This window comes from Myroides marinus (genome assembly GCF_900109075.1).
GTDB lineage: Bacteria > Bacteroidota > Bacteroidia > Flavobacteriales > Flavobacteriaceae > Flavobacterium > Flavobacterium marinum_A.
This window is the reverse complement of the sequence record NZ_FNYS01000003.1, coordinates 161377-180156: the sequence shown is the minus strand read 5'-3', so window position 1 is coordinate 180156 and position 18780 is coordinate 161377. Positions and strand designations below refer to the sequence as shown.

Sequence of the window (18780 nt, the reverse complement as noted above, 5' to 3'; positions counted from 1 at the left end):
AAATGCTGATTATCAAAAAAATACCCCACCATTCAGAATGGAATAAAATGGAAAAAAGTAGAAGTATTGAGATAATAAGGGTGAAAAATGGAACTAAGTGGAAGTAATAAACAAAACACTATTAAAATAACTATATCTTTTTTAGCTGTTCAGTCCATTTTATTGTAGTAGTTACATTCTAACTCAATTATTTCTAAACAAGATTAAAACCACTTACGCCATTTAAAGTAACTGATCATCACAATAACCAGAGTTATCATCACTCCTATTGTATAAAAATATCCATTCTCTGTCTTTAGCTCTGGCATGTTCTCAAAGTTCATTCCGTATACCCCTACTATAAAAGTTAGGGGAATAAAGATAACAGATACTATAGTCAATACTTTCATAATTTCATTCATCCTATTACTCTGAGATGAAAAGAAATAATTAGTAGCACTATCTAGTTTGTTTAAGTTGTAATCTATCTGATCTAACATTTCATAACTCTTGTACTGTAATCTATCAAAGAAGGCTATACTTGCTTTACTAATAACACAGTCAGTGTTCTTTTTATCATGTTGAGACTTTAAGTTATAGAGTACCTCTCTAAGCGGAATAATCGCTCGTTTTACTTCTTGCAATTGTTGTGTATACTCTTCTATTCGTACTAATATATCTTTGTGATACTTGGTTCTTGCCTCTATAAGTACATGCTCTACATTATCCTCGATTAAATCTAAAGCAACAAAATAACTTTCCATCAATGAATCTAATAAGCCATATAACAAATACCCAGCATCTTTCTTTCTGATTTGTCCCGTTTTAGTGCGGATACGCTCTCTTATTAAATTAAAAAATGCTCCTCTTTTCTCTTGAAAAGATAACAGAACATTATCTTGTAGTATGAAACTGATTTGTTCTATATCTAATGTAGCCTCATCATCTTGATAAGGTAAGATAGCTTTAACACTAAAGAATAAAGTATTGTCAAGTTCTTCTACCCTAGTCCTCCTAGAGAAGTTAAGTATCTCCGCCATGATATATGCTTCTATTTTAAAGAAGTTTCCTACTTCCTTAAGTAAAGCTATATCGTGTAATCCGTGTAGATTAAACCATTTTACAGCAGAGGGAGACGCTGTCAACATAATTTGCTCTATCTCTTTCAGACTTAAATCATTATATTCTTCAAAAGTTCCCTCATCGTATATAAATAACTGCATAGATATAGGAACTTCAGGAAAAGAACCTGAATATTCAAGAGAATTGGGCTGAAGTTTTCTAGTTTTCTTATATTTAACTCGTCTCACATTTTGTAAATTTGCTTAAAGATAAAAGTTTTTAGACTTTTAATCGATATTTAAAACTAAAAAAACAACGATAACAACTATGAAACTGCTGATTAAAAATATTAAAGAAATACTTCAAGTAAGAGAGATCGCTATCTCAATGGTAGCTGGTAATGAGATGAAAGTACTTCCTAAACTAGACAATGCATATATACTTATAGAGAATGACCTTATAGCAGATTATGGTACTATGGATAATTGTCCTACAGATAGTACTGTAGATCAAATCATTGACGCTACTGGAAAAACTGTGTTACCGACTTGGGTAGATAGCCATACACACCTAGTATATGCTGGTAACAGAGAACTAGAGTTCGTAGATAGAATCAACGGGCTTAGTTATGAAGAGATTTTTAACAGAGGCGGTGGTATCCTTAATTCTGCTAAAAAACTTCAAGAAACATCAGAAGAGGACTTATATGAACAATCGCGTAAAAGATTAGAAGAAGTAATCAGTCAAGGTACTGGTGCAGTAGAAATCAAGTCAGGATACGGCCTAACACTAGAAGCAGAACTTAAAATGCTAAGAGTGATTAAAAAACTTAAAGATACTTACCCTATCGCTATTAAGTCAACATTCTTAGGTGCACACGCTTTCCCTACTGAGTTTAAAGATAATCACGAAGGATATATAGATTTAATTGTAAATGAGATGATACCTGCTATCGCTAAAGAAAATCTAGCAGAGTATGTCGATGCATTCTTAGAGACGGGATATTTCTCTTGTGAAGAAACGGAACGTATTATGAAAGCAGGCCAACAATACGGGCTTATTGCTAAAGTACACGTAAATCAGTTCACGGCTATCGGAGGTATAGAAACTTGCGTTAAGAATGGTGCGTTATCAGTAGATCACCTAGAAATAGTGACTGATGAAGATATCGAGATATTAAAAGGAAGTAAGACAATGCCTGTAGCGCTTCCTACTTGTTCTTTCTTTATCTCTATTCCTTATACACCTGCTCGTAAAATGATAGAGGCTGGACTGCCATTAGCTTTAGCTTCTGATTCTAATCCTGGTACAACTCCATCTGGAAATATGAACTTCGTAGTAGCAACTGCATGTATTAAGATGAAGATGACACCAGAGGAAGCTATTAATGCTGCAACTATTAATGGAGCCTATGCTATGGGAGTAGAAAAAGAATATGGAAGTATAACAAAAGGTAAAAAAGCAAGTTTAATTATTACAAAACCATTACATTCGTTCTATGAGTTACCTTATGCATTTGGTACTAACCATATAGATCAGGTAATCCTTAATGGACAAATACAAAAATAATAGATATAACAGCTCGACAACTTACTAATTATGAATAAACAAAGGCTAAAATTATTCAAAAAAAGCGACTTGGCTTCATTAACTAAATTCAGAAGTGGTGAAATTAAGTTTGGTGAGAGAATACACACATTAGAATCCCCTGATAGTTGGCACAATGAACTTGCAGCTCTGGATGCTCGTTATGCTGTGATTGGGTTGCCTGAAGATATTGGTGTAAAAGCTAATCTAGGTCGTTCTGGAACTTCTACTGCTTGGCAATCTTTTTTAAATAGCTTTTTAAATATTCAACACAATCGCTTCTGCAAAGGAAGTTGGGTAACTTTAATCGGACATCTTGACTTCGCTGAGGAACAAGAAGAAGCTAATAAATTAGATCCAAACAATAGAGAAGATAGAAAAAGACTTTTCGAACTAGTTTCTCTTATAGATAAAGAAGTGTCTCATACTATTGCTAATATTGTAAAAGCAGGAAAGATTCCAATTGTAATCGGTGGTGGCCACAATAACTCTTACGGTAATATTAAAGGAACTGCATTAGCAAAAGGTAAACCTATCAATGTAGTTAACTTTGATGCGCATACAGATTTTAGACCTTTAGAAGGACGTCATAGTGGTAATGGTTTCTCTTATGCTTTTGAAGAAGGGTTTTTAAAGAATTACTTCATCTTTGGTTTACATGAGAATTATACTTCTAAAACAGTGTTTAATGATATAAAACTCCATGCGGATAGAGTTAAATACAATACATATGAGCAGATCAGAATTAGAAAAGAAAAGTCTTTTGATACTGAACTATTAACTGCTCAAAAACATATAGACAACAACACATACGGAATTGAAATAGATCTAGATGCAGTACCTATGGTAGCTAGTAGTGCTATCACACCTACAGGTTTCTCTGCTGAGAGACTAAGACAATTTATCCATTATTTTGCTAAGTCTAGAAATGTTGGTTATATTCACTTATGTGAAGGAGCGCCATCTCTAGATTATGAACAAAATAATCATTTAGTAGGTAAACTAATAGCATATTTGGTAACTGATTTTATCAAATCTAATACAGAACGAATTTAGCCTTGAATATACTACTTGTGGAAGACGATACACGAATCAGTGATTTCATCGTCAAAGGTTTAGAAGAAAATGGTATGCAAGTAGAACTTGCAGCTTCTGGTGAACAAGCCAGAGATTTAATCTTAGGAGCTGACTGGGATCTTATTCTTATGGATGTTATGCTTCCAGGAATAGATGGTATTCAGTTGACTAAAATGATCCGTTTTAAGAAGAACTACACCCCTATATTAATGTTAAGTGCTCTAAGCGAAACTACAGATAAAATATCTGCACTGGATAGCGGTGCAGATGATTATCTAACTAAGCCGTTTCACTTCAGCGAACTATTGTCTAGGATAAATGCTTTAACAAGAAGAACTAAGTTTAACTACGAGAAAAAAGAACACTTTTATATCTGTAGAAATCTAAAGATAGATCCCGAAAAGCACTTAGTTACCCAAAATAACAAACAAATAGATCTATCTCCTCGTGAGTATAAGCTACTTCTGTTTTTACTTGAGAATAAAGATAAGGTAGTCTCTCGTATGCAGATATTAGAACGCGTATGGGGTATTCAGTTTGACACTAATACTAATGTAGTAGATGTCTACATTTCTTATCTAAGAAATAAGATAGATGAATCTGAAGGCAAAATAATTCATACCATTAAAGGGACTGGATATATGCTTCAAGAATAAATTATGAATCTAAGAACTCGTCTTACTACATATAGTACTATTGCCTTTGGTATTGTCTTTTTAGCTGCCTCTTTATTAATCTTCTTAGCCTATTTTTCTAAGACTCAAGATTCAATATATCGCGCGCTTAAAAACACTACCCTACTCTCTGCTATCTATTACTTAGAACAGGATGAACTCTCACAAAGTGAACACTCTGTAATAAAAGAAGAGTTTAGAGCTGCTATACAGTCTAAAAACGTAGCTGTATTTGATGAAGCGAATGAATTATCATATGGTTCTCTTCTAGACGATCCTATCCTTACCCTAGAGGAATTAAACATTGTACGTACAGAGAAATCTCATCATTTTAAAAATAAAAACTACTTCTATTACGGTATTTACTATCCCGATAACCAAGGTGATTTCGTAGTCTTCACTAGAGAATCAACTACAGACTTTATAGGTCAAATGCAGAACCTTGTATTCATTTTATCTCTAGTACTAATAGGTGGATTGGCAGCTATCTACTTCTTAAGTCGATACATCTCTAACATTGCTTATAAACCTATCAAAAACATAGTTAAACAAGTAAATGAAGTAAACTATTCCAATCTAGAACACGGTATAGAAGTACCTAAATCAAATGATGAACTGGAAGAACTTATCTCCACGTATAACAACCTTTTAACTAGGCTATCAGAGACTTTTTTAATACAAAAAAACTTTATCAATTATGTGTCTCATGAATTCAAGACTCCACTAACTGCAATTAGTGGTAATCTAGAAGTATTTGCACAGAAAGAAAGAACTCCAGCAGAATATCAACAAGTAGCACATGATGCTTTAGAGAACATCTATAAAATCGAAAATATCTTGAGCAATCTACTTTTGCTCTCTGGTCTAAAACACACAGAATGCGATAGAGGTTTAATTCGTATAGATGAATTAATATGGGATATTTATGAAGCTTTACAAGAGAAACTAATCGAGTTTAAAACAATGATTCACATTGATATTGAAGTTGAAGATTTTTCTAAACTTGAATATAAAGGTAATGAGACCTTAATTCACCTAGCACTATATAATATTATAGAAAATGCTATAAAGTACTCTAATAACAATCCTATTAGCATAAAACTAAGTGTGGTAAATAATCACTTACAAGTAATTGTAAAAGATCAAGGAAAAGGTATTGCAGAAGATGAATTAGCCTTTATTAAGCAGACTTTTTACCGCGGTAAGAATGTAGGTACAATTAAAGGAAGTGGTATAGGACTATCCCTTGCTACAATCATCTTTGAACAACATCACATTGGTTTTGATATCGCATCTGATTTACAGCAAGGGACAGTTATTACATTAACGTTCTAAGCAATACTTAAAACTTAGAACCAAATTGTTCTATATAAAAATCAAGAATAGTAACTGCTGTCATCGCCTCTACTATAGGCACAGCACGTGGTAATACACAAGCATCATGTCTTCCTTTACCTTGTACAGTTACTACTTCATGTGAAGTATTAATAGATTGTTGATCTTTCATTAATGTAGCTGTTGGTTTAAAGGCCACTTTAAAGTAGATATCCATTCCATTACTGATACCACCTACGATACCACCTGCATTATTAGTTGTTGTAGTACCATCTGGTAGTATAGGATCATTGTGTTGGCTTCCTCTCATCTTTGTTCCTTCAAATCCTCTTCCAAACTCAACACCTTTTACAGCATTAATCCCCAACATAGCCTTAGCTAAATCAGCATCTAGGCGATCAAATACAGGTTCTCCTAATCCTACAGGCACATTCTGTATCACACAGATAATAGTTCCTCCTATAGAGTCTCCATCTTTCTTTACCTCTTTAATCAGTTCCTCCATTTGAGCTGCTTTAATTGGGTCAGCACAGCGAACTGGATTCTCTTCTATATGTTTAAAATCTAGTTCTTGGTAAGGTTTTTCTACAGCGATATCACCTACAGAGGCTACATAAGCTGTTATCTTGATATTCTTTAATACTTGTTTAGCGATCGCACCTGCCACTACTCTACTGGCAGTCTCACGAGCAGAACTACGTCCTCCTCCTCTATGGTCTCTATGACCATACTTCTCATCATATACATAATCTGCATGGCTAGGGCGATAAATATCTTTAATATGGTCGTAATCCTTAGATTTCGAATTAGTATTCTCTATCATAAAACCAATTGGAGTACCTGTAGTTTTACCTTCAAATATTCCTGAAAGAAACTTTACTTCATCAGCTTCTTTACGTTGAGTTACTATTTTTGATTGTCCTGGTTTACGTCTGTCTAATTCTTGCTGGATAGCTTCTAAATCTAACGTTATACCTGCTGGACATCCATCTATAATACCTCCTATCGCTACACCGTGTGATTCTCCGAATGTAGTTACTCTAAATCTATTGCCATAAGTATTACCTGCCATATTATTGTATTTTATACAAGTTTACCACTTTTCTAAATTATCCTTGTTGTTAATTAAGTTATTTTTTGCCTTAAAAGCGATATTTACTGCATTTATCCCTAATTATGTTGTTATTTACATTCCACGTCTATTCTTTATTTACTTTATCTCTATCTTTGTTTTATTAAAATAATTACATGATAAAACTAGAAACTTTTACAACCAATGACACTCCAGTAATGATTAACTGGAACTTCTCAGCTGATGAATTATTTCAGTTTGGAGGAGACGCATTCACACATCCTTTACAAGAAGAACAAATTGTCGACTTTCTAAAGACTGAGAACTCTATGTTCTTTAAGGCAATCGATACTGAGAGTGATGTCGTCATAGGTGTAGGAGAAATTGTATTAATGGAAGACAATATAGCCAAACTAGCTCGTATCGTAATTGGAGATAGAAATAGTAGAGGAAAAGGATATGGGCAACGAATGATGACTGTCTTTGTACAATATGCTACAGAAATACTAAAACGAGAAAAGGTAATACTTAATGTATTCGAATGGAATATAGGAGCTATTAAGTGTTATAAGAAAATAGGATTTACCTTTGTAAATACACCTCCTAGATCTTTCGAACTGCCAAATGGAGAAATTTGGTATAGTAAACAGATGGACTACACAAGAGAATAAATACTAGACAAAAACAATAAAGAAGGGATAATTAGAATATATAATTATCCCTTCTTTATTTTACAAGCATATTTTTTGGGCATAAAAGAGATAGATACTTGATTATTTCACTCAAAAAAAAGCTAGTTTCACCATTTTTAACTAATATCTATCGAGGACTATTTTTAAGAGGACTAGAATGTACTTTGGCATCCTAACATTATTCCTTATTCTTCTAACCCCTTGTTATATCTACTTTGAGACAAGTATAGGCATTTTAACTATTCCGCAAAATAATCATTGTTTTTTTTAGCTATTTGTAATTTCTACATAATTCTAAAAAAATAAATTAAAGAATAGTTATTTGTTTTTAAAGAAATATTATATAAATTTCCAAAACAAAACCTAACTAATCAAACAACTTAATTTATGACACTTGAATTATTTGAAGAACTCTCAGATGTTCTGGGAGGATTCATAGAGAAATTCGCTGGCCTCAACATTAAAACAAACAAGCACTCTCTAGCTTGGCAGAGATTTCACTACAACTATTTTGACTCAATGACAACAACGTTATATGAGTCGCTGATGCATATTAATTATGCTACATTAAAAGACCACCAAACTGAAGTGAAATATGCCCAATCTTTTTCATTAGTACTTGACAACGAATGTAAATTAATTAGAGAAGTAAACTTTGAAAAGATAGCTCCTGAGGCTAAAGAACAAATCACAAAGGTATTAGCGACAGATTTACCTATTTTGAACAAACATTTAAGCAGTGATGAATATCACTATGTAAGATTCAATTGTTTAAACAGAAAAGATAGGCTTTGTGCATTAGGAGGAATATTCTTTAGAGATTCTCATAAGGGAGAACTAGTTCTTAATTTATTCTATCTTAACCTGCGCAATCAAGGCAACGATTCTTTATTAGAAATAGACTTTTACATGAAAGATAAAAACAAGTATGTAAAACTTTATAAGGAATTAGCTTCTAACAAGATTAATACAATTGAAGCTCTAACAGAATTTATCAATGATAAAAAATTATCCTTAGAAGAATTTAATAATGATTTTATCTACTTTTTCGGAGAAGAGTATCTGACTTTCCATGAAAAAAGAAAGTATATAAGAAGTCTAGAAATGGTATTCTTTACAAAGAACTCATTTAAAGAAATCGCTGATCATTGTGGATATCAATCATCAGAATATTTAATACAAGAATATCAAACTTTTGAGAGCAATGGATATACCCCTATTATACGCTACTCAAATGTTATACAGGCATAACAAAAAAGGTTGGTTCAATTAAGAACCAACCTTTTTTTATAAAATAATAGCTATTAGATAGCTTTTGTTTTTTCTTTTAACCAAGCTGCCTCATCAGCTGATAACTTAGCTTCTAAAGATTCATATACCCATTGGTTATAGTTATTTAACCAATCAATATGTACTTGATCTAATAAAGTCTTATCAACTAAATGAGTATCTATATAACAAATCGTAATAGTCTCAAAGTCCATAAAATCACCAAACTGATTAGATGCAATATCTTTAGATACTACTAAGTTTTCAATACGAATACCGTGTTTACCTTCTCTATATAGTCCTGGTTCGATAGAACTAACCATTCCTGGTTCGATAGCGATATCAACAGCAGCTCCATTAAATGTATGAGGCCCTTCATGCACATTAAGGAAGAATCCTACACCATGCCCTGTTCCATGTCCATAGTTACGCATTGTAGCCCAGATAGGACGACGTGTAATCGCATCAATCTGATATCCTCTAGTACCTTTAGTAAAAATTGCCATAGATCCTTCTATTGTTCCTTTTAGCACGATAGTATAATCTTCTTTCTCTTCTTGTGTAGTCTCTCCTAATGAGATAACACGTGTGATATCAGTAGTTCCTGTCTCATACTGTCCTCCTGAATCAACTAATAACAATCCTTTAGCCTCTAGGCTATAGTTGCTATCTTCTTCAGCTTTATAGTGAGGAAGAGCTCCGTGATCTTTATATCCAGCGATTGTATCAAAACTGATATCTTTAAATCCTGGTTGTTCAGCACGTAAATCTCTTAAATGATCAGCAATACTCATTTCTGATAATTGGCCAGAAGCAACATTCTCTTCAATCCATTTAAAGAATTTAGTTAACGCTACACCATCATTAACCATAGCTTGTCTCTCATGGCTTAATTCTACTTCATTCTTAATAGCCTTAAGCATAGTAGAAGGATTCATATCCTCTAATATTTTCACATTAGATGGCACTGAATCATATGTAGCAAAACATGTACGCTTAGGATCTAATAAAATTGTTTCACTAGCGCTTAATGATTTAAGGTAATTTCTAACCTCTTCGTATGGTTTAATTAAGATACCATACCCTTGTAATTCTTCAGCTGTTCCTTTATCTAATTTCTTAGAATCAATGAATAAAATAGCTTTATCCTGACTGATAAATACGAATCCTAAGGTTACAGGATTACATTTTACATCAGTTCCTCTTATATTTAGAACCCAAGCTAAATCATCTAATGATGAGATCAAATGACTAGTTGCTCTTTTTTGTTTTAATACTTTTCGTACAGCTGCTATCTTATCAGGTGTAGATTGGCCTGTGATAGAGATAGGTAATGTATAGGCTAATTCTGTAGGTAGTGCTGGTCTATCTTTCCAAATAAGGTCTAATAAATCAACATGTCCATCAATTTTTATATTTAATGGCTCTAATATAGATTTTACAGCATTAGCTACTGCTAATGAAGCTAGATTACCATCGTATGCTACTGTACTACCAGCAGATAATTTCTCTCCTAACCATGTTACAAACTCAGGTGCATGTTGAACTTTCAATTTTACTAATTCAAATCCTGATCCTTTTAATTGTGCTGGCCCTTGTACGAAATAACGTGAGTCAGTCCACAGTCCTGCGAACTCTTGTGTAATCACTAATGTACCTGCTGAACCTCTAAATCCTGATGTCCAAGCAATACATTTATAATGGTCTGGTAAATATTCACTAATATGAGGATCAGATGATGGTATGATATATCCATCAATTCCTTTGTCCTTCATTAAAGAACGTATCGCTGTTAATTTTTCTAAATGTGTCATTCTAGTTAATAAATTTTTCAAGCTAAAGGTACAAAATGACAACTACTACAAAAAGATAAATCTGTTAAATTCATAGCCAAAAGCTAATCTAGGATTAACTGTTATAAAAGAAGTAGTTAAGTATATAAAAAAATAGCCGAATAGAGATTATAACTCTCTATTTGGCTATTCTGTGTATGAAAATACTATTGTTCTAATAAATATAAAGGTTTCTTATCCCCTACTAAATGTATAATATTAGCTTTTATAAGCTGGCTATAATCAAAATCCTTTAAGCCTACATCTCTTCTAAACAATTCAGGATTATTAGCTAGAGCAACAATAAAATCAAAGAAAATATCATTAGCTGTAATTGACTTGTCTAATATAACTCGAGATCGTATCATCCTTTTGTCTGACTTTCTGATATAATCAAAGATATATTGGTTGGGCTTCTTCCAATCTAGCTTTCCATAATTCTCAAAATAGATATCTGAGATAGATTCTTTATTTTCTGTTCTAGCTTTCACTCGTTTTTTATCAAAACCTACATTGATTAAAGAAGCAACATTTAGGTAAGACTCTCCCCTCTTCTCTTTTACAGAATCATAAGTCTGTTCATAGACAACAATCATACTCCCTTCTCGTTGTACTAACACATAATGAAGTAATCCTTTATTATCTGTAAGTTTCCACATCATTCGCTCCTTCTTATCATCTTTCGTATAATAGAGTGTTGCTGGTATAGTAATTCCTTCTAAGGTTATTTCTTCTTTTTGAAGTTCCTTGTCCCATGCTTGCCATGTTCCATCTACATACTCTTGTTTCAAGGGCAATAACTCACCTTCTTCAAGATCGTAGAACTTATTTCTGACTTCATCATTCTTATCTAACTCACTTGAAATAAATGTATAGAAATGATAGTCACAATCTTGTATATATCTATATTGAGGTATAGCGTTATCATAATATACCACAGCTAGGTCCTTGTCGCCATTAGGTTCTAGTACCACTCCTTTATTAAGCTTATTATTGATATACTGAGCTTTTACTTGCACTGTATCTTTCTTACTCTCTATATCTATATAAGGAGTTATTTGATCATCATGTAAAGCTATTATCTTTAGACCTGGTCCTAACTGAGATATTGTACTTGGATATAGTGCTGTTTTATCAACTTCATTAAGACTATCATTAACTACGTCGGATTTAAGCAGATAGTTAATACTATTAAGCCTAAGAGTTTCTACACGTGCTGAGTCAACTACTACAGAAGGCTCCTGTGCATATAATACTCCGCTAATACTCAATACCAAAACTGCAATACTCTTTTTCATATTATTCTTTTAAAGATACTATCGTACATCCTCTATGATAAAGGAGTATATCAAAATTACGAATTTCAATCGAAAAAATGTTAAAATCTAGTTTCCTTTCTTGTAAAAGAATATACTTACATGTAATTAATAAAAAACATAATTAACTAATAATCAACATCATTTATCTTTCCAAAAACCTAAATCAACTATATTTATCCAGGGGTTATTCATGTATAAAAAAAGAGTTTCCTATTTATAATCAACTAATTACAACCCTAAATTATAACTTTCTATATGTCTTAAAGCACTTATCCCATAATAAAGTATAAAAACCATAATTACATTTGGGGTCTTGGTGGTGGATATTGTGAAAAACAGTTAAGCATAGAATATCTCGCGTAATTCGCTCAAATGCAGTATTCTTAAACACATCTTTATCTATATGTCCTATCGTCCCCCATATAAGATTAATAATCAAGTATAAAGCTATAGCTAATGTATCAAACGTAAATAGATATAGCAATAGTGTGAACAAAAGACCAAAACCAATAGCTTCAATAGGATGAAGTACAAAAAGACTTATTGGATTAACGCTTGTATGTTGATGATGTCTTAAATGTACTAATGAATAAAACCATGGTATATGTGCTATACGATGAAAGACATACATCAAAAAATCCATTCCTATTACCAACGCAAGTGTTTGTAATAGAATTATTAGCATAGTACTATTCTCGACTACCTTAATATATCCTAAGTTATAAAACCAAACTCCTAATACTAATACAAAAGCATTACACACTAATACAAATAGTGATAATAGAATATCTCCTTTAGTAATTTCTTGTTTTACATCCTGTATATACTCCCCTTTTATAAAGCGATTAGCTAGTGTATATAACCCAATAGATACCCCATAGAATATAAGGTTTAACACTAGACTAAAAACAACCAACTCAGTAAAGGTTAATTCAGTAATTCTTTCTAACATATTTCTGTTTCTACTGGTTTTGTCAAACTTACAAAACAATTATTATTCTGCCTATTACAAAAAGAAAAGAGATGACCACTTAGCCATCTCTTCTTATGTTTTGTCCTTATTAAGGTTCTTTTAATTCAGGTTCTTGCAACTGTCTTTTTAATAGCTCTAAAGCTAGTGTTAATTCAGGATCCTCTTCTTTTATTAAAGACTTATAGAAAGCACTCTCATCTACAGAATAATCTGGTAATACTCCTCTACATCCTTCTCTAGTACTAATTAGATTATTAAAAAATACTTCTGAACGTGGTAAATCAACTACAGTCTGTGTGTTAGGAAGTTTATAATTAATAAACCAAGATGCTGTAGTAAAGTTGCTACATGTACGCGTCTCTTGTCCTATAATCATTCCTCTTTTATTCTCTTTAAATAATGATGCAAAATATGCAGCCGCTGATACTGTATTATTATCTATTAATAACATCGTATTTCCTTCAAAGTAATAACGGTCTCTAGGATAATTCTCTACATAAGACTCATCTAATCGATTATTTCCATAATAATACTCATCACCAGGCACTTCACTCTTGTCATATCTCTGGTACATAAAGTTATTCATATTCTTGATATCCATATCAGAGTACTGTCTTCCGCTACCATCTATTAGATTTTCTCTCACATTGATATCAACAACCTTAGTCGCATATCGATAACTGTTCTTAAAGACCTTCTCTTGAGAGATAAAAGAATAGAACAATGGAATATTACTTAGATATCCTCCTCCATTTCCACGTACATCTATAATCAGGTTCTTTACTCCATCTGCATTTAGTTTTTCAAAAAAAGAACTCAACTTTTGATAAGCGAACTCCTCAGAAAAAGCAAATGTCTTAATCGTCAATAAATAGGTATCATCATTTAACTTACGTCCATAGATCCCATAAGAATAACTAATCAAATCAACAGGTAAAATTGCCTTTTGAACATTGTAATAATTACGAGCGTAATTAACTGATTTTATTGTGACTTCCTTCTTTTCTACTGCATTAAGACTATCCTGATAAGTAATCTTATACTCCTCTGCTCCTGGATTCATTAATGAAACATAAAACGAGAAGTCTTTTGCATCATCAGCAACTATCTGACCATCCGTTGTAACATTAATTCTATCTAAATATGATTTAGAATTAACATCGTTTACTGATGTTATGATGCTTCCTACTGGAATATTAGGATTGTGTTGATTTACAAATACCTTCCCCTCATACACTATAGTATTCATTGGAAAAAAAGTAGTCTCCTTCGTAAAATCTTCAAATATAGTCGTATCTGTACTCAAAGAAGAATGAGCATCATGAATTAAAGGGATTGGATTAGATAATAAGAAAGTAGCATATGAAGGATTCTCCTCTAAATTCTTTCTTATCTCAACAACTTTCTTATCAAATTCTTTCGCATTAATACTACGGAATGGATTAGGGTGTTGGTTCTTTATAATATTTATAAGAATATCAAAATCATTTAAATAATCTTCTTTTGTTAATTCTGAGTACTTCTTTTGTCCAAAGACAACGGAGCTACTCATTAGTAAGGCAATTAATAATAAACCTTTTTTAATCATTCCTGTTCTTAATTTAATTATTTAAAAATAAAGAATCTCTCTCATTTAAAAAAGTATTGAGCCCAAACAAATTTTAGGTGATTCTGTATTCTCTAGTTCGCAAAGATAAGGTTTCATCTAAATCTTCACAACCTTTCGCTAGTATGTATATAATAACACACAAATTGAGTTTTTATTATTTCAAATTAGTTAAACTTGCAAAAAAATATCTTCATAATTTAGATAATGAAAAAATCACTACTTCTTATCTCTGCTTTCTCTTTATTGATTAGCTGTAAATCAACAGAACAAAAGCTATATACCTCAACTACTAAAAATCATAAACACCTTAATAAATGGGCAGTAGTCAACGGAGAATGGACAGCTCAAGATACTTTATTAGAAGGTACTAAAAATCAATACTGGGCTATTGTTAATCTACATAAAAAATTACCTGACAACTATTCTATTACATTTTCATCTCAAGTAAAAGATGGTACTTATCTTTTTGAAGTTATGTTAGACCTAAAAGATCAGGCATTCCTAGGGATATTATACAATACTTTAGACAAAAAGATACAAATAGAAGACCGCAAATTTTACTCTGCTGAAGAAGTAGAGAAAGAGAATACGTATATCCGCACTAAAAACCATATAGGACAACTTCCTAAATATGAACTTAAACCTTCTACTAAATGGGTGGATTGGAAAATAGAAAAGAGAAATAACCAACTCTATATATGGATAAATCAAGAAGAGTATGTTCACTATCAGAACAATCACAATCTGCTACAGACTAAAGGACAACTAGGCTTCGCTATCAATGGCAATGCTAAAATAAAGAACATAGTTATCACCCCACTTAAACAAGCAGATCTTCTATCTCCTATAGAATTTAAAGAAAAACCAAAAGTATTACCATTCTTTCTATTCTCTGAATAATATAAAAAGAAAGGCAACCTAAACAGGGTTGCCTTTCCATACAAACACTACTAATCTAAATAGTTATGTAATAACTACTTGAAAAATCACAATTGCTATTGTGGGGCCCACATGACACGATACTCCACATGATTAAGTCCGTATCTAGGATCAATAGCTTTTACTTTTATCACTTGTGGTCCTTTTTCTAATCCCTGAGGAATAGATAGCCTCCATAAGTGTTTACTCTTTCTCTTTGCATCAACAAAGTTGGATATATTCATTCCTTTAAATCGGCCAAGTTTCTGCAATTCTATAAATCTGGTGTAATGAGGATCTACTCCTTCGTAGTACTCCATCTTTTGCCAAGAGACACCGTCATAACTAATCTGTACATCTGTGTCCTTATCTCCTGCAAAGACATTAGCATATACATAACCATCATTTAGATGTTCTAAGCTTTTATCCCATTCTTTTACTTCGGGTGCCCATACGTGTATTTGTTTCTGCTGATCTCTACCTGATACTTTATATCCTAGTTTATAACTGTCCTTTTCTGAATGTAAATTCCAATACCCTTTCCAAGTACCATCATACATCATCGCAAAAGGAATGCCTTCAATATCATGAGGGCCTTGCCACCACGCTCCACACACTGCTCCAGCTACTAGCTCGTGTATAGGTGTTTTACCAGCTCTATGGTAATAATTGTGATACTGAGTATGCGTATGTCCTGTTGCTATAAACACCTCTTTATAAGCGTCAAACAAATTCACAAACTCAGCTTTATCCTCCATAAATTCCACAGGGATATGCATCATTACTTTTACTTTAGTATGTGTAGAGGCATATTGTTTTAATACATTCTTTAGGAATATCTTCTGTACCTCATCTATCTTACCTACATACTTTTTTTCATCTACAGGCATGATATTATTTAGTACAATAATTAGCTCATTTCCATACTCTAAGGCATAATAAGAAGGGCCAAAAGCTTTTTTATAACTGCTGTCTCTATCTTTAATTGTCAATCCTTTTCCGAAGTTCAGATCGTGATTACCTACTACATAGTAAATAGGGCTTCCTATTAAACCTAAAGACTTAGATAGAGGATCAAAGACCTCTAATCGATCAAACACTAAATCTCCTAAAGGAAAGATTAAATTAGGCGGACTCTGCACTAATTCGCTTACTACTAATTTCTCTACATGGTGAATATCATCCATCACATCAGATTGCAAGTCTCCTAAAAGAACAGCGTGCAAAGGTTTAGACTCCTCTTGTTTATATAGAGCGAAATCATAAGTATTTACTTTACCTAATACCTCATAAGGCATATAGAAGTTTACTTTATTCTCCTTAGACAAAGCAGACTGATAACTAGACGGCTTAATAACAAATACTTGATAATCTACTAGCGTATTGATGCTATACTTTCCTTTAGCATCTGTTTTTACTAAATCACGCCCATTGCTAATGGTAATTCCCTTTAATAAAGGTTCTCCTTTATCATATTGCCCATTTTGATTACTATCTTCAAATACTCGTCCCTCGACCTTTTTAACTTGTGCATTAACTACACTAGTTAATAACAGAGATAAACAAATCAATAATCGTCTCATCTATTTCTTCTTTAGATTTAGCAATTTGATAATCTTATGATACACCTCATTGTTCTCATATACACCTCTGAACTCTCCTGATCTTGGCCCATAAGCGAAGATTGGTATCATCGTACCTGTATGGTCATTTGATATAAAGTCTCCTTCTATAATTCCTTTTTTCACATCTCCTTGAGGAATAGCAAAACCAGCTGTCTCATGATCCGCTGTAACGATAACTAAAGTCTGCCCATCTTTATCAGCGAACTTTAAAGCTTCAGTAATCGCTCTATCAAAATCAATCCCCTCTGTAATAATTCCACCTGTATTATTAAAATGACCATAAGAGTCTATCTTTGCCCCTTCTACCATTAAGAAGAAAGGCTGATTATCCTTAGATAAGAACTCTAAACTGTTCTTAGTCGCTTGAGCTAACACATCTGTTCTACCATCTATAACTCCTTTTAACCCACCTTCTGCTAAGAACATTCCTACACGCTTAGCCTTAGATACTCCTACTTCATTTACTGTCTCTACTATACTAAACTGTTTGTTTAAGTCAAGACCTTTAAAAGACTTTTTACCAGCCCCAACAAATAGAGAAAGATTACTCGTAAGTAAGTCTTTTGCTATTAGAGTGTCGTCATCTCTATCTTTCTGGTGCGCATAGAATGAAGATGGTGTTGCCCCTGTTAATTCATCTGTACTAATTACTCCAGTTTTAAACTTATAAGAAGTTAAATACTCTGTGATATTAATTAGAGGTTTTCTCTCCATACTCATTCCTATAGAACGATTATATGTCTTCTCGCCTGTTGCTAATGCCGTTCCACCAGCAGCAGAATCAGTAGTAAAGTCATCTCCTGACTGCGTCTTTAAAAACCCAATACTCTTTAACTGAAGAAGGCTTAAATCACCTCCATTTGCTAAAGCAGCAGAAGATATCTGAGTCAAACCATTACCATCACCCACTAATAAGATTACATTCTTAATAGGCATATTCTTATCGTCATTTGCATAAGTTGGTTTGTACACTTTAGACACTTCTTTGTTTGTATAAACTGTCTTATGCAGATTAGATAAATAAGTATTGGCTAAGTATGGATTATCTGTATTAATAACATCTATACCCATATCTACAAAAGCTTTAAAAGCAGTTTTTCCATCAGGAGTACCCCAGAATCGAATGGTTTTGCCTTGGCTGTGCACTAGATCTATTACCTCTTGTAGTTTTTGTTTTTCTTCTTCTACTATGCGTCCTTTTCCGTTCCAAACCGAATATTCTCTGAAGTTAAGACTTACCATAGCTACCCTATCCCAAAGTTTCTGATCTGTAAGAGGCGTTAGTGACTGATGGTCTATCTGAATATAACTAGGATAGTTACTAAACTCCTTAGCGTCTGGTTTATTCCCAGATATCACAAAAGTGATGTCTTGCTCCTTAATCAACTTTTCATACTTCTGTAATACAGGAAGCAGCAATTTCATTGATTGATTAGCATTTGATTTTAAATCAATTAAGAAGTGAAGACCTTTTGCCTTTCCTATATTTAAAGTTAACGCCTTAGATAAAGGTTCTAAGTATAAACTCTCTATTGTTCTATTTTTATCTACACTATGCAATTCATGAGCTACATATAAAGCTCCTTGGTCCAAGACCAGATCCACTTCTATAGATTGTGCCCCATTAGAATAGGCTGTCCAAAATGGTGTAGATTGCTGATAATCATTATGTGAGTGTATTCTATATGCTTTAGATTGTGCTTGTGCCATAAATACACTAGCCATTAAAGCAATAGATAAGAAAAATCTTTTCATGT

At 32.8% G+C, this 18780-nt stretch carries 15 protein-coding genes; 7 read left to right on the top strand and 8 right to left on the bottom strand.

From position 1 onward, the window contains the following. Positions 1 to 203: 203 nt before the first annotated feature. The gene (corA, locus tag BMX53_RS05290) at positions 204 to 1289 is read right to left on the bottom strand and encodes a magnesium/cobalt transporter CorA (RefSeq protein ID WP_038987331.1); all 1086 of its coding nucleotides are present in this window, start codon (positions 1287 to 1289) and stop codon (positions 204 to 206) included. Positions 1290 to 1368: 79 nt separating this feature from the next. Here corA and hutI point away from each other — a divergent pair, with 79 nt between their 5' ends. Genes hutI through BMX53_RS05270 form a run of 4 tightly spaced genes read left to right on the top strand, consistent with a single transcriptional unit; the run spans position 1369 to position 5714 of the window. Next, complete coding sequence (gene hutI, locus BMX53_RS05285; protein ID WP_038987330.1) at positions 1369 to 2610, top strand: imidazolonepropionase; 1242 nt, start codon at positions 1369 to 1371, stop codon at positions 2608 to 2610. Between the two features lie 30 nt (positions 2611 to 2640). Beyond that, a complete protein-coding gene (locus BMX53_RS05280) occupies positions 2641 to 3684 on the top strand; it encodes a formimidoylglutamase (protein ID WP_038987329.1) in 1044 nt (347 codons plus the stop codon). A gap of 2 nt (positions 3685 to 3686) precedes the next feature. Then, a complete protein-coding gene (locus BMX53_RS05275; protein WP_038987328.1) occupies positions 3687 to 4361 on the top strand; it encodes a response regulator transcription factor in 675 nt (224 codons plus the stop codon). A gap of 3 nt (positions 4362 to 4364) precedes the next feature. Next, positions 4365 to 5714, top strand: a complete 1350-nt coding sequence (locus BMX53_RS05270) for a sensor histidine kinase (RefSeq protein ID WP_038987327.1) — start codon at positions 4365 to 4367, stop codon at positions 5712 to 5714. 7 nt (positions 5715 to 5721) lie between these two features. Here the strand turns inward: BMX53_RS05270 and aroC are convergent, their stop codons facing one another. Further along, the gene (gene aroC / locus BMX53_RS05265; RefSeq protein ID WP_038987326.1) at positions 5722 to 6786 is read right to left on the bottom strand and encodes a chorismate synthase; all 1065 of its coding nucleotides are present in this window, start codon (positions 6784 to 6786) and stop codon (positions 5722 to 5724) included. Between the two features lie 176 nt (positions 6787 to 6962). Between aroC and BMX53_RS05260 the strand changes: the two genes are divergently transcribed. After that, the gene (locus BMX53_RS05260; RefSeq protein ID WP_038987325.1) at positions 6963 to 7457 is read left to right on the top strand and encodes a GNAT family N-acetyltransferase; all 495 of its coding nucleotides are present in this window, start codon (positions 6963 to 6965) and stop codon (positions 7455 to 7457) included. 408 nt (positions 7458 to 7865) lie between these two features. Next, positions 7866 to 8729: a hypothetical protein gene (locus BMX53_RS05255; RefSeq protein WP_038987324.1), complete on the top strand. Its 864-nt coding sequence runs from the start codon at positions 7866 to 7868 to the stop codon at positions 8727 to 8729. Positions 8730 to 8782: 53 nt separating this feature from the next. On the opposite strand, the gene BMX53_RS05250 is transcribed toward BMX53_RS05255, so the two are convergent. The 4 genes from BMX53_RS05250 to BMX53_RS05235 form a co-directional block, all read right to left on the bottom strand. Continuing rightward, complete coding sequence (locus BMX53_RS05250) at positions 8783 to 10561, bottom strand: aminopeptidase P family protein (protein WP_074744976.1); 1779 nt, start codon at positions 10559 to 10561, stop codon at positions 8783 to 8785. 185 nt (positions 10562 to 10746) lie between these two features. Continuing rightward, a complete protein-coding gene (locus tag BMX53_RS05245; protein ID WP_074744974.1) occupies positions 10747 to 11877 on the bottom strand; it encodes a hypothetical protein in 1131 nt (376 codons plus the stop codon). 262 nt (positions 11878 to 12139) lie between these two features. Next, positions 12140 to 12850: a sterol desaturase family protein gene (locus tag BMX53_RS05240; protein ID WP_038987322.1), complete on the bottom strand. Its 711-nt coding sequence runs from the start codon at positions 12848 to 12850 to the stop codon at positions 12140 to 12142. Positions 12851 to 12959: 109 nt separating this feature from the next. Then, positions 12960 to 14459 carry a S41 family peptidase gene (locus BMX53_RS05235; protein WP_038987321.1) on the bottom strand — a complete coding sequence of 500 codons (1500 nt, stop codon included), beginning with the start codon at positions 14457 to 14459 and terminating at the stop codon, positions 12960 to 12962. A 225-nt stretch (positions 14460 to 14684) separates the two neighbouring features. Here BMX53_RS05235 and BMX53_RS05230 point away from each other — a divergent pair, with 225 nt between their 5' ends. Then, positions 14685 to 15380 (top strand): hypothetical protein, encoded by a 696-nt coding sequence (locus BMX53_RS05230; protein ID WP_038987320.1) that lies wholly within the window; start codon positions 14685 to 14687, stop codon positions 15378 to 15380. A 95-nt stretch (positions 15381 to 15475) separates the two neighbouring features. Here the strand turns inward: BMX53_RS05230 and BMX53_RS05225 are convergent, their stop codons facing one another. Further along, positions 15476 to 16981, bottom strand: coding sequence for a calcineurin-like phosphoesterase C-terminal domain-containing protein (locus BMX53_RS05225; RefSeq protein ID WP_038987319.1), 1506 nt, complete (start codon positions 16979 to 16981; stop codon positions 15476 to 15478). Further along, positions 16982 to 18778, bottom strand: a complete 1797-nt coding sequence (locus BMX53_RS05220; protein ID WP_240485514.1) for an alkaline phosphatase — start codon at positions 18776 to 18778, stop codon at positions 16982 to 16984. Positions 18779 to 18780 lie beyond the last annotated feature (2 nt).